The sequence below is a fragment of the Psychroserpens sp. genome (assembly GCF_036960315.1).
In the GTDB taxonomy this organism is placed as follows: domain Bacteria; phylum Bacteroidota; class Bacteroidia; order Flavobacteriales; family Flavobacteriaceae; genus Psychroserpens.
The window spans coordinates 100,318-113,650 of record NZ_JBALVR010000007.1; the positions used below are offsets into that span (position 1 = coordinate 100,318).

Sequence of the window (13,333 nt, forward strand, 5' to 3'; positions counted from 1 at the left end):
TTTGTATGGGCTGAAAATTTGAGACTATCTTGTGAAATTTATAAATTTCAAAAAAAGTAGTTTATGAAGTCACTTTACTCGTTTATTTTTCTGGTTTTATTTGTTAGTCAATTTGCGTTTTCTCAACAATTGCCTATCGATTTTTCGGATACGAATGATGATTTTATTGCATTTGGCAATAGTAGTTTTTCAGTCAATACAGATCCGCAAGATGTTAATAATGATGTTGGTCAGTTTTTTAATGATGGTTCCAATGCTACTCAAGGCTTTTATTTAGATTTAAACCAACCAATTGACTTAGATTTTCAACAGACCATTACCTTGTCATTTTATTCATTCGATCCAAATCAGCATAATATTTTATTAAAATTAGAAAATGGAGTAAATCCAGACGTACAAGTTAAAGAAACATTTAATGTGCCTTCTCCTTCAAATTGGATGACAGTCACATTTGATTTTTCTAATGCTCAATACAGTTCAGATGGTTCACCTATTGATGCTACTGGGGCTTATAGCCGATTAACAATTTTTGTTGACGAAGCTGTCTTTGCTCCAGGAACATATTTAATTGATGATATTGATGATGGAACTGAAGGTGTAGATCCTAACGAATTGGATGTGATTTATGAAGACTTAGTATGGTTCGATGAGTTTGAAACTCCAGGAGTTGTAAATCCAACGAATTGGTTTCATCAAACCCAATTACCGGCAGGAGGAAGCTGGTTTAACGGAGAGCAACAGCATTATACTGACAGAATTGAGAACTCTTATGTTAATAGCGGTTTTTTAAATATCGTAGCTATTCAAGAAAATTTTACAGATCAAGGAGAAACAAAACAATATACTTCGGCACGATTAAATTCTAAATTTGCGTTTACTCACGGACGTGTAGATGTACGTGCGAAGCTGCCTTTTGGTGATGGAACATGGCCAGCAATTTGGACCCTTGGAAAAAACGTCAATGAAGATGGTGGTTTTTGGGATAGCCAATTTGGAGCTGTGTCATGGCCAGCTTGTGGCGAGATTGATATTATGGAGCATGGTTTGGGTGCTGTAAATCATGTGTCAAGCGCACTTCATACACCATGTGCTGGTTGTTCTGGTAATACCATGAATACAAGTTCTATGGTAATAAGCGATGTCGCCAATAATTTCCATATTTACTCAGTTAATTGGTCACCAAATCAAATTACTTTCCTGATTGATGATGTTGGATATTATACTTACAATCCAGCAGTTAAGGATGATGCAACTTGGCCTTTTTATGAAGATCAATACCTTTTACTTAATATTGCAATGGGAGGCGTTGCTGGCACTATCGACCCAAATTTCACACAGAGTAGTATGGTTATAGATTATGTAAGAGTGTTTCAAAATAACCTGAGTGTAGAGGATGCTTTTGCTAGTGCTTTTAATGTGTCACCTAATCCTGCATCAGATTATATTAACATCTCTACGGAAAAAGAGATTGACTCCGTTGAATTATATGATGTTTTAGGAAAAGTTGTTTTCAGTAAAGAAGAAGACAATCTGAAACAACTCAATGTAACAAATTTAAAATCGGGTCTTTATCTGTTGAAGATTTACTCTGGAAATCAATTTACTACAAAACGAATACTTGTAAACTAGTAATCTATGTATTCTACAATTTCCAAACCGTAACCAATCATTCCAACACGTTTGGTTTGCTTAGTATTAGAGATTAGTTTTAGCTTGTGAATGTTCAAATCATGAAGAATTTGTGCACCAATTCCGAAGTCTTTAGCATCCATACCAATACTCGGAGCCTTAACAACTTTCCCTTCAACTTGAGTCTCTTTTAAAATACTCAAACGTTTTAAAAGGTTCATTGATTGTGCTTGCTGATTGACAAATACAATAGCGCCTTTGCCCTCAGTATTAACAACTTTAAACATGTCATCTAACTTCTCATCAGCATTATTGGTAAGTGTTCCCAATATGTCATTGTTTACTAAAGTTGCATTAACTCTAGTTAATACAGGCTCATCTTTAGACCAAGTCCCTTTAGTTAAAGCGATATGAATTTGATTATTCGTGGTTTGTTGATAAGCTCGTAATCTAAACTGCCCGAAGCGGGTTTCTATATCGAAATCTTCTTTCTTTTCAATTAATGAATCATGTTCCATACGATAAGCGACCAAATCTTCAATGGAAACAATTTTTAAATTAAACTTTTTAGCAACTTTCATAAGCTGAGGTAATCTGGCCATGGTTCCGTCCTCATTCATAATTTCTACTATTACTCCAGCAGGTTCTAAGCCAGCAAGTCGTGCAAAATCAATTGCAGCTTCTGTATGACCAGTACGTCTTAAAACACCTCCATCTCTAGCTACAAGCGGAAAAATGTGTCCAGGTCTTGCTAATTCAAATGGTTTTATATTAGGATCTATAAGTGCTTGAACAGTTTTTGCTCTGTCACTTGCAGATATACCAGTAGTTACACCATTTCCTCTTAAATCAACAGATACAGTAAAGGCCGTTTCCAAAGGATCGGTGTTGTTGTTTACCATCATATTTAACTCAAGAGCTTTACATCTACTTTCAGTTAAGGGCGCACAAATGAGACCTCTACCGTGAGTAGCCATGAAGTTGATAGTCTCAGGTGTTATCTTACTTGAAGCGATTAGAAAATCACCTTCATTTTCTCTGTTTTCATCGTCAACAACAATAATAATCTTACCTTGTTTAATATCTTGAATGGCTTCTTCAATAGTATTTAACTGTATGTTTGATAGGTGTTGTGCAGTATTGGTAGTCATTATTATCTGTTTAGAAATGCAAAGATATGGCTTATTTTTTCTATGCTGAAACGTCTTTAGTGATTTTATGCCGTCTCAAAATATAAACCAATGGATAAAGGATAAACCCTAAAATGGTCCACAATATATGTTTAGAGTTATCTGATTCATTTATGTAACTGTAGAGCTTGTTATAACTTAAACTTGATATTATGGCATAAACTAAAAATAAGAATCCAGAAACTGCAGATAACTCAATAGTCGCGGAAGTTGCAGCTGGCAGTTTGTTGTTTTTAAACACGAAGTAAAGAACAAAGAGTACAACACCAATACAGAAAAACAGCAAGGCAAATTTAGAATAGGTGGTATAATCGGTAAGCTTAGATTGATAACCGTCGCCATCAACTACTTTTGGTTTGGCCAGAGGATTAGTTTCTTCTTGTATAGAACTCACTTTTAAATCCTCATTAATTTTTTTCTTCTGAAAAAAGTAGAAGACAAAATATAGTGGTAAGCCTAGTAATACAAAAATTAGGGCATTGGAAATATTGTTTTTTTCAAGTTGCTTATAAAGATTAGAATAATCTATATAAGATTTGATAAGAGCGAATAAGTATAATGCTCCCACGACAATTCCAGTAACAAACAAAGCTTGACCAATTGTTGGATAACCATTATTTTTCAAGATAGCTCCTGGAAGTATAAAAACTAATGCCATAGCATATAGGATAAATGCCAATTTGGAATTCCCTTCATAAGCATATTTCAATCTTATAGATTCTTCATAGGCATGATCTGTAAGATTACCACTATACTTAAGTTCTTGTTCTGTAATGCCTCTAGAATTTAATATGGATAGCGACGAATTTTTATATTCAATACCATAATCATACTTTCTATAATGTTTTAAGACATCAATAAGTTGTGTGTTGTCGTAATTGTTAAGCGTTATATATTCTTCTGAATCTAAAGCCAAACGGTTGGTGTTATAAGTGAGTGTTTTACTCTTGATACCAAATAGTCGCTTTAATGGCTCTAGAAGTCCTTCAGACTCAAACAAAGGTCTGTCTCTAGTAGCTCTCCGTGTTAGATATATACTTAACGGAAGCATAATTAAAGTAGATAGCCAAGTCCCTAAAATAGGATTTAAAGAGTCGTCCAGTGAACTGTTCTTTGCGAAAAGCCCAATAAAATGATAGGTCAAAAAGAGTAATATGGCGATAACCAAAGGTAAACCAATACCACCTTTTTTGATTAAAGCACCTAAGGGAGCTCCAACGAAAAACAAAATAATACAAGCCAATCCCAAAACAAATTTATCATGAAGTGCTTGCACGTGCTTGTTACGCCATTTAGTGTTGTTACCAAAGCTTTGTTTGTTGGTGCTAATAATTTGTTTTGTACTGTTTATTGTATTTCCAGCAAGATTTAATAATTGAACTTTTGTTTTGTCATTAAATAAGTCGATAATGTGTTTTCCATCAAATACAGAATCCTTTTTTGGAGAGATATTATTATTTAAAGAGGCAATGCTAGTTCTGTTGTATAGTGTTTCGGAAAAATCTTTTAGACTTTTAGATTTTTTCTCATATAGGCTATCAATGGTTTTATTTAATTGACTAACATTTAACATGTTATAGCGATTGTCATAACTCTTGTTGTCAATATCTACATCGTTTAGGCCTTCTAAATCTACATTAATAGTGTATTCCTCAAAATAACTTTTAGCGTGAGGTTTCTTTTGAGCTTGCTTTGCTTTTTTACTGAAAATTTCCTCGTAATAATTTCCTTTGTATAAGACCAACTGCAGAATATTGGAGTTTTCACTGCTCTTCAATTCGCCGCTTTCAGAAACAATTACAGTTCTGTTTTTTGTGCCATTGGAAGCTTTTTTATGAATAACGACATTTTTTAAGATCTCACCATTTTCGCCACTTTTATCTTCTACTTTAATGTTGTAATCACCAATATCATTAAATTGCCCTTTAGAAATAGCCAATGCAGGTTTAACTTGAGCAATATTTTTTCTCAGATTGTAAACATTGTAATTCGCCCAGGGTATCACATTATTAGAAAAAATAAAGGTGACGCCTGCGAGTAAAACAATAAAAACACTCAAACTCCGCATGGCACGTTGCAACGAAATACCAGTAGATTTCATAGCGGCAAACTCATAGTTCTCGGCAAATTGACCAAATACCATAATTGAAACCAACAATATAGTTAAAGGAAGTATTAACGGAATTAAAGTAGGAGTGATGTAAAGTAATAATTTCACAATGATAAAGGCGTCTAAATCTTTACCAGCCAAATCTCCAATGTATAACCAAATCGCCTGTAAAACAAAAATGAACATGAGTATTAAAAACACGCTCAAAAATGTTTTTAGGTAGGTCGTAAGTATGTACCTATCTAGTATTTTCATAAAGGGATTGGTTAACCTTAATCTAGATTATTGATGTAATAACCTTTGTACTTTGATTTGTCAAAAGTAAATAAGGTTTTCGAAATTGGTTCGTTAGTTTTAAAAGAATTAACAGTTAAGGTAGTTTTGGTGCCATTTTTACCAATCTCAATAAGTCTGTAAATGTGTTTCGTTTTGGCATCAACACCTAAAAGTACTTCCCTAATCTCAGCATTTGTATCTATAGGCTTTAATTTTACAAATTGAATTTTTCGTCCCTTAACATCCTGAATGATATCCATATCATAAGTATATCCATCCTTGTAAAAAGAGATCATCTTACTAGGTGTTATGGTGTTTTCGTCTTCCGTATTATCTGAAGAAATAGTGACTTCTTCATCTTCAGGGCTAATAGTATAGAGTTTTTCACCGTCAAATAAACGTGTCACACCTAAGATGTTTAGAATATACTTATCACCTTGCATCACAACATCACCACGGGTTTCTTGCTTTATGTTTTCGCTTAAATTTTCTAATATATACTTAAAATCTATTGACATGTTTTTATAAGCACTTGCTTTATTATAAACTTCGTTGAGCAAAGCTTCTGCTTTTTTTGAATCTTGAGAAAATCCAAAACCTCCTATTAAAAAAGCTAATACTACAATTATCTGTTTCATGATATTTATGTTTTATATATTCGGAAATATCCGTTGTATTTAAATTTCGCTTGCTAATAATTGGTCAAGAGCTACTAAATCTGGTACTAATACCTGGCGTGCTTTACTACCTTCAAAACCACCAACAATTCCGGCTGCTTCCAGTTGGTCAATTAAACGCCCAGCTCTATTGTAACCTAATTTTAGTTTTCGTTGTAATAAAGATGCCGAACCTTGTTGTGCTGTCACAATAATTTCTGCTGCTTCTCTAAACAACTTGTCTCTATCGTCAATGTTATTATCAAGACCTGTGCCACTTTCTTCACCAACATACTCTGGTAGTAAATAAGCCTCAGGATAGCCTTTTTGTCCGCCAATAAATTCGGTAATTCTTTCTACTTCTGGCGTGTCAACAAAAGCACATTGAATTCGTGTTATTTCATTTCCGGAGGTATATAACATATCACCACGACCAATTAATTGATCTGCTCCAGAGCCATCCAAAATGGTACGCGAATCAATTTTAGACGTTACTCTAAATGCGATACGTGCTGGGAAATTCGCTTTAATAATACCAGTAATCACGTTTACAGATGGACGTTGAGTAGCAATAATTAAGTGAATACCAATAGCACGAGCTAATTGTGCTAAACGCGCAATAGGTGTTTCCACTTCCTTACCAGCAGTCATAATTAAATCTGCAAACTCATCAACCACCAAAACGATGTAAGGTAAAAATTGATGACCATCATTCGGATTTAATTTTCTAGCCTTAAATTTAGCATTGTATTCTTTAAGGTTACGACATAATGCGTTTTTAAGCATTTCGTAACGGTTATCCATTTCTATACAAAGTGAGTTTAAGGTATTAATCACTTTAGTGTTATCTGTAATGATTGCTTCTGCACTATCAGGTAATTTTGCTAGGTAGTGACGTTCGATTTTATTGAATAAAGTTAATTCTACCTTTTTGGGATCTACGAGAACAAATTTAACTTCAGCTGGATGTTTCTTATAAAGTAGTGATGTTAATACAGCATTCAAACCAACCGATTTACCTTGACCAGTAGCTCCAGCCATAAGCATATGAGGCATTTTTGCCAAATCGACGACAAACGTTTCATTGCTAATAGTTTTACCAAAAGCGATTGGCAGTTCCATTTCAGATTTTTGGAATTTCTGCGATGCAATTACAGAACGCATCGATACGATGGTCGCATTTTTATTAGGCACTTCAATACCAATTGTTCCTTTTCCAGGAATTGGTGCAATGATACGAATACCTAAAGCAGACAAAGACAACGCAATATCATCTTCTAAGTTTTTGATTTTTGAAATACGAACACCAGCTTCTGGGACGATTTCATATAAAGTCACTGTTGGTCCAATTGTCGCTTTAATACTCGCAATACCAATCTTGTAGTTGTTGAGTGTATTTACAATTCGGTTTTTGTTCTCTTCAAGTTCTTCCTGATTAATCGTTATGCCTTCAGTATCGTATTTTTTTAATAAGTCTATAGGTGGAAACTGAAATTTGCTGAGTTCTAGAGTCGGATCATACTGTCCAAAATCTTCAACTAGTTTATCTGAAAGACTATCTGTTTCTGAAATTTCTTCTTCAACAGTTTCAATTTCTATATCTAAATCTGGTTCTTTTTTATTTTCTTCGGAAGTTGTCTTTTTTAATTCTGGCTCAAGTGCTTTCTTTAAGTTTTGCTCAGGCTGAATTATTTGATCTTCTGAAGGTTTTGTGTCTTCAATCTTGAGTTCGAAGGCCGATTTGATGTCTTCAGCTTCCGCAGTTAAAGCATTGTCAACAGTGAAATTATGGTCTCCTTCTGAAGTATTAATTTCAGTTTTCATGTCGTTTTTAACTCTTTTGAAGAGCTTAACAAAAGTGTCACCAGTAAAACTAAAACGAATGGCGAGATAGGTGATTAGGACGAAAATAAGTAAAAGGATAGTTCCAATTTTACCAATATAATCTTGAAAAAACGAGTTCACTTCAAAGCCAACGGTTCCACCAAGTGTATCATATTTGTGGGAGAAAAATCCAAAAAACACCGAAAGCCATAAAGCAATTAGTGTTCCCCAAATCCAATGACGACGCAAACGCGCTTTATTGATATCTAAAGTGATATAAATACCAGAAAGGAAAACCAGTCCAGAAAAGATAAACGATGCTATACCAAATCCTTTATTTATAAAAAAGTCACTTATCCAAGCTCCTAGTTTGTTAAGCCAGTTTTGGGCTTCAACATCACGAGAGGCAATTTCTGAGAGTGTGCTTTGGTCTGCTTTGCCAGTAAAGAAATAAGACAAAAAAGCAATAAACATTAAAACACCAAGAATAATTAATAAACTACCGAATATCAGTTTTTGCTGACTCGATAATTTAAAACTCGGTTTTTTAAATTTAGGTGTGGTTTTAGCTTTGCTTTTAGTCTTGGTTTTTTTCTTCGCCATTAAAGGGGTGTTAGAGTAAAACAAAAATACAAATTACTAACGTTAATCCTATAGAGATGTTTTAATTTTGACGCAACCTTTTTTGAATTCTTGCATCTTGTAAGTATAGAAGATTAGATTATGAAAAAAACTATCCTATTTATAGTAGCTGTTTTTGCGTTTGTTTTGATTAATTCTTGCTCAAATGATGATGATTGTTTATCTGTAATTTTTGATATTACAAGTCTTGAAGATGAGTATTCATGCATTAATACGCCATATCAAATGGATATTGAATTATCAGAAGAGTTCATCATTATTAGATCTCAAGCTGTTTTTGAGAATTTAGTTACCGGAACTTGTACACCCCAAATTGATTTTGAAACTTATGATTTGCTCATTGGAAAGAAGGGATTAACTAGTGGTGTTGATAGTATTAATTATGACGGACTAGTAAAAAACTGTGATAATGGACAACTAGGTCTAACAATAACCTTTGTTAGAAATGCAACAACGGAGGCTCCAAACTTGACGTATCATGCATTAGTGCCAAAGTTAGAGATCAATGAAATAATTAACGTAAGTATTGTCACTATTTAATTCTTCTAGAAAATTTTAGGAATATAAATCACCATAGCTGCTAAAGCTGCAGAGATAGCAGCAATAAAAACAGCTCCAGCTGCAATATCTTTTATTTTCCCGATGGTTTCATGTCTGTCTGGATGAATAAAGTCTGACATGTATTCTATGGCAGTATTTATACCTTCCAAACTCATCACCAAACCTATAAAAGCAATTTGAAACAACCATTCAGTTCTGGAAATATCAAAATATAAACCAGCAATAGTTACTGTAATAGCGCAAAATACCTGAGTTTTTATACTAGCTTCAGTTTTGAATAAATAAACAGCACCTTTAAAAGCATAACCTACGCTTTTAAGTCTGTTAACTAAGAAAGACTCTTTTTTTGACATTAGTTTAGTGCATCAAGTGCAGCCTTTAATTATTTTAAATAATTATGACAAAGTATCTAAAGCCGCTTTGTAATTGTTGTGACTTTATTTCAAAGTATCTAACGCTACTTTGTAATTTGGCTCATCAGCAATTTCAGGAACTTGTTCTGTATAAACCACTTTGCCTTCAGTATTAACGATAATTACACATCTAGATAATAGGGCTTCAAAAGCACCATCTGTAAAATCTAATCCGTAAGATTTTCCAAAATTACCATCTCTAAAATCTGATAAACTCACCACATTATCTAAACCTTCAGCACCACAAAAACGAGCCATAGCAAATGGTAAATCTCTAGCGATACAAAGCACTTTAGTATTCTCTAAGGTACTAGCAGCCTTATTAAATTCTCTTATCGATTGTGCGCAAGTCCCAGTATCTACACTTGGAAATACGTTTAACACCAAGTTATGACCAGCGTAATCATTTAATGATACTGAAGATAAATCGGTTGCTGTGAGTTTGAAATTTGGAGCTGTAGATCCTATTGAAGGTAATGTTCCTGAAGTATGTACAGTGTCTCCACCTAATGTAACTGTTGCCATGAATTAGTTGTTTTAAAATGAATGTTAAAATTAACGATTATTTAAATCCTAAATGCAACAGTCTTATAATATTTTAAAATAGTTTAACAGATAGATGTAATAGTGATACGGGATGTCTAAAACGTTCCTACAAGGCCTATTTGATTAGCACCAAATCTTAGATTCCATGAAATCTGCTTCTTTTTCTTGGGATAATCATATGCTTCTTTGGCATTAAGATAGTTGTCAATACAATCCACAACAACAATACTTACAACTGCACTAAATGCTACATCTGTAATCCAATGAGCATCATCAATTAATCTTGATATTGGTGGAATTGCTCCAACAGTATAAATACCAACCTTTACCCAGATATTATCAAATTGTTTTGCAATGGCATGAGCCATAGTAACGGATAAAACGGTATGACCTGATGGGAATGAATGATACCTTGCTTCGCTAGAAAATGGTGAAAAATCAAGATGATCTAAATCTGAACCTGGACGCGCTCTTCCTATCGCCGTTTTAGTAATGGACTGTATTAAACCCGTTGTTATAGACGATGAAATAATAAGAATACTAGTTTTTCTTACTTTTTCATTTTTTGTTAGTAAACCAAAACTATACAAGCCAGCATTAGCCATAAAATAATTTTGAGGACTTCCAAAATACCAGCCAAAATCTCTAATAGCTTTTGGGAAATCTGCTCTATTGTTTTGTGCAAAATCTCGAACAGGGTTATCGGCCAAGGATAATGCGGCAGTACTAGCAAAAAGAATTCCTAATTTGGCAAAGTCATTACCTTTCCAATGTAAAGGTCGCGTTAATGAATGTCCTACGCCTTTTATGGTATACCTAAAATCATGTTTAGCCAATTGCCAAATTGAAGAGGTGTCCTTTTTTGGAGTAGTATCTAGAGATTGTGCAACAACAGGTTTGGAAGCAAATACTAGAAATAGTATTAAAATTATAACTCGAGTCTTCAATAGATTTATCTTAATTCTGCGCCAAGCTGCTTTTCAAAGTTTGCTTGAAGCTTATTCATAATTTTATCGATTTGTTTATCTGTTAGCGTTTTGTGTTCATCTTGTATGGTGAAACTTACAGCATAACTCTTCTTTCCTTTCGGAAGATTTTTCCCTTGGTAAACATCAAATAAATCGATACCCTTTAATAATTGCTTTTCGGTTTGCATAGCAATTTTGTTTATGTCTTCAAATTTAACATCTTCATCCAATAATAATGCAAAGTCCCGACGTGCCAAAGGATATTTTGGAATATCTTTAAATTTAATGTCGCTATGCTTTGCCGTATCGAATACATTATCCCAATTAAAATCAGCATAAAGTACCTCTTGCGAAATACCGAAGTGTTTTAATACCTTTTTATTAACCAAACCAAAATCAACCAATTTAGTTTTCCCTAAAGATAAACTAATGCCTTCGCTAAACACATCATTTTGAACAGGAGAGACCTTATATCTCGACAATCCTAAACGTTGTAATGTAGCATTAACGATACCTTTTAAATAAAAGAAATCACTTTTTTGCTCTGGAGAATTCCAACGTTGTGAATTCTTATTTCCAGTTACGAAAATGGATAGATGTTTATATTCTTCACGACTATCGCTATAATTATGATACGTTTTTCCAAATTCATATAACTTCAGATTGTCACGCTTTCTATTGATGTTGTAGCTTACCGCTTCTAATCCAGAAAACAATAAACTCTGACGCATAACGCTTAAATCGTTACTCAACGGATTGAGCATTTCTACATTGTGTTCTTCTTTTAATTGCTCACTTAGCTCTATATATTTCGGAGTCGTTAATGAGTTAGATAAAATTTCATAAAAACCTTGTGAAGTCAATTGGTTCCCTATGATATTCTGAAGTTTATAATCTTCAAATTTCGAAGTATTAGAAATCGATGCATTTAATTTTTCCGTAGTTTTAATGTTGTTGTAACCATATACACGCAACACTTCCTCTATAACATCTGCTTCACGTTGGACATCATTTCTGTAAGCAGGAACTGTAAGTCCGAGGCCCGTTTCAGTAACGTTATTGACTTTAATTTCTAAAGACGATAGAATACTTTTTATGGTTTCCTTCGGAATCTCCTCACCAATTAATTTCTTGGCATTTTCAAAACTCAAACGTACTTGAAAATCCTCGATTTTCTTCGGATAAAAATCCATAGCATCACTAGAAATTTCACCACCAGCAATATCTAAAATCATAAGTGCTGCACGCTTCAGTGCGTAATCTGTTAGGTTCGGATCGATGCCTCTTTCAAACCTGAAAGACGCGTCTGTATTGAGTCCGTGACGTTTAGCTGTTTTTCTAATACTCACTGGGTTGAAATATGCACTTTCCAAAAAGATACTTGTAGTGCCTTCTGAAACTCCTGAATGAGAACCGCCAAATACACCAGCAATACACATTGGTTTTTCAGCATCGCAAATCATTAAATCTTCAGCGTGTAATTCGCGTTCTACATTATCAAGTGTTGTGAATTTTGTGCCTTTTGGAAGTGTTTTTACGATCACCTTATTTCCAGAAATTTTATTAGCATCAAAGGCATGTAAAGGTTGTCCTAATTCATGTAAAACGTAATTAGTGATGTCTATGATATTGTTTTTAGGAGTAAGGCCAATGGCTTTTAATCTGTGTTGTAACCAAGCAGGAGACGCTTCGACTTTAATGTCTTTTATGGTTAAACCGCAGTAACGAGGCGCCAAATTATAATCTTTAACATCAATATCGATTTTCAATGTTCTGCTATCCACATGAAATGAACTCAGTGAAGGTGTAATCAATTCGGTTTTAATATCTTTTTGTAATAATCCAGCTTTTAAGTCACGTGCAACACCAAAATGGCTCATCGCATCTGCTCGATTTGGTGTCAACCCAATTTCAAAAACCTGATCATTTTCAATTTCAAAAATATCGGCTGCAGCTTTACCAGCTTTTAGTTTTTGATCTAAAACCATGATGCCATCATGGGACTTACCAAGACCTAATTCGTCTTCTGCGCAAATCATTCCGTGACTTTCTTCACCTCTAATCTTTCCTTTTTTAATTTTCCAAGCCTCGCCAGTTTCAGTATAAAGTGTAGTTCCAATGGTTGCTACGGGTACTTTTTGACCAGCTGCTACATTTGGTGCACCACATACAATTTGTAAAGGTTCACCAGAACCAATATTAACGGTAGTCACTTTTAATCTATCAGCATTTGGATGCTGTTCGCAAGTTAATACCTCACCGACAATAATGCCTTCTAAACCGCCTTTTACAGATTGGTAAGTGTCTATGCCTTCAATTTCTAATCCTAAATCGGTTAGCAATTCTCCGGTGTCTTCCGCAGACCAATCAGTTTTTAAAAATTGTTTTAACCAGTTATATGATATTTTCATCGTCTTGTTTTGTCAATTGCCAAAGATAATAATACTAATAATCTAAGGGTGTGCATTTGTATAAAAATTCAGTGAATCTTTTATTTTTCCTCGGAAAGGTGAAATTT

Annotated in this window: 10 protein-coding genes; 2 read left to right on the forward strand and 8 right to left on the reverse strand. The window is 34.0% G+C overall.

The window, feature by feature from the left end:
- The first annotated feature begins 63 nt into the window (after positions 1-63).
- Entirely contained in the window at positions 64-1,629 is a 1,566-nt protein-coding gene (locus V7719_RS12780; RefSeq protein ID WP_335730309.1) for a family 16 glycosylhydrolase, read from the forward strand.
- Here V7719_RS12780 and ribB read toward each other — a convergent pair.
- Genes ribB through V7719_RS12800 form a run of 4 tightly spaced genes read right to left on the reverse strand, consistent with a single transcriptional unit; the run spans position 1,626 to position 8,288 of the window.
- Entirely contained in the window at positions 1,626-2,780 is a 1,155-nt protein-coding gene (gene ribB, locus V7719_RS12785; RefSeq protein ID WP_335730310.1) for a 3,4-dihydroxy-2-butanone-4-phosphate synthase, read from the reverse strand. The two genes, V7719_RS12780 and ribB, sit on opposite strands and share 4 nt — an antisense overlap.
- 40 nt (positions 2,781-2,820) lie before the next feature.
- The gene (locus V7719_RS12790) at positions 2,821-5,184 is read right to left on the reverse strand and encodes an LptF/LptG family permease (RefSeq protein ID WP_335730311.1); all 2,364 of its coding nucleotides are present in this window, start codon (positions 5,182-5,184) and stop codon (positions 2,821-2,823) included.
- A gap of 17 nt (positions 5,185-5,201) precedes the next feature.
- Positions 5,202-5,843, reverse strand: coding sequence for a LolA family protein (locus V7719_RS12795; protein ID WP_335730312.1), 642 nt, complete (start codon positions 5,841-5,843; stop codon positions 5,202-5,204).
- 39 nt (positions 5,844-5,882) lie between these two features.
- Positions 5,883-8,288: a DNA translocase FtsK gene (locus V7719_RS12800; RefSeq protein ID WP_335730313.1), complete on the reverse strand. Its 2,406-nt coding sequence runs from the start codon at positions 8,286-8,288 to the stop codon at positions 5,883-5,885.
- 120 nt (positions 8,289-8,408) lie between these two features.
- Between V7719_RS12800 and V7719_RS12805 the strand changes: the two genes are divergently transcribed.
- The gene (locus V7719_RS12805; protein WP_335730314.1) at positions 8,409-8,867 is read left to right on the forward strand and encodes a hypothetical protein; all 459 of its coding nucleotides are present in this window, start codon (positions 8,409-8,411) and stop codon (positions 8,865-8,867) included.
- A gap of 5 nt (positions 8,868-8,872) precedes the next feature.
- Here the strand turns inward: V7719_RS12805 and V7719_RS12810 are convergent, their stop codons facing one another.
- The 4 genes from V7719_RS12810 to pheT form a co-directional block, all read right to left on the reverse strand.
- On the reverse strand, positions 8,873-9,241 hold the full coding sequence (locus V7719_RS12810; RefSeq protein ID WP_335730315.1) for a diacylglycerol kinase: 369 nt from the start codon (positions 9,239-9,241) through the stop codon (positions 8,873-8,875).
- A gap of 84 nt (positions 9,242-9,325) precedes the next feature.
- The gene (gene tpx / locus V7719_RS12815) at positions 9,326-9,826 is read right to left on the reverse strand and encodes a thiol peroxidase (RefSeq protein WP_335730316.1); all 501 of its coding nucleotides are present in this window, start codon (positions 9,824-9,826) and stop codon (positions 9,326-9,328) included.
- Between the two features lie 116 nt (positions 9,827-9,942).
- Entirely contained in the window at positions 9,943-10,794 is an 852-nt protein-coding gene (locus V7719_RS12820) for a phosphatase PAP2 family protein (RefSeq protein WP_335730317.1), read from the reverse strand.
- Between the two features lie 5 nt (positions 10,795-10,799).
- Positions 10,800-13,226, reverse strand: a complete 2,427-nt coding sequence (pheT, locus tag V7719_RS12825) for a phenylalanine--tRNA ligase subunit beta (RefSeq protein WP_335730318.1) — start codon at positions 13,224-13,226, stop codon at positions 10,800-10,802.
- Between the last annotated feature and the right edge of the window lie 107 nt (positions 13,227-13,333).

What these genes read in the sequence shown, in the direction of transcription:
- V7719_RS12810 (WP_335730315.1), bottom strand. Translation starts at nt 9,241, where the DNA reads ATGTCAAAAAAAGAGTCTTTCTTAGTTAACAGACTTAAAAGCGTAGGT.
- ribB (WP_335730310.1), bottom strand. Translation starts at nt 2,780, where the DNA reads ATGACTACCAATACTGCACAACACCTATCAAACATACAGTTAAATACT.
- V7719_RS12795 (WP_335730312.1), bottom strand. Translation starts at nt 5,843, where the DNA reads ATGAAACAGATAATTGTAGTATTAGCTTTTTTAATAGGAGGTTTTGGA.
- V7719_RS12780 (WP_335730309.1), top strand. Translation starts at nt 64, where the DNA reads ATGAAGTCACTTTACTCGTTTATTTTTCTGGTTTTATTTGTTAGTCAA.
- tpx (WP_335730316.1), bottom strand. Translation starts at nt 9,826, where the DNA reads ATGGCAACAGTTACATTAGGTGGAGACACTGTACATACTTCAGGAACA.
- V7719_RS12805 (WP_335730314.1), top strand. Translation starts at nt 8,409, where the DNA reads ATGAAAAAAACTATCCTATTTATAGTAGCTGTTTTTGCGTTTGTTTTG.
- V7719_RS12800 (WP_335730313.1), bottom strand. Translation starts at nt 8,288, where the DNA reads ATGGCGAAGAAAAAAACCAAGACTAAAAGCAAAGCTAAAACCACACCT.
- V7719_RS12790 (WP_335730311.1), bottom strand. Translation starts at nt 5,184, where the DNA reads ATGAAAATACTAGATAGGTACATACTTACGACCTACCTAAAAACATTT.
- pheT (WP_335730318.1), bottom strand. Translation starts at nt 13,226, where the DNA reads ATGAAAATATCATATAACTGGTTAAAACAATTTTTAAAAACTGATTGG.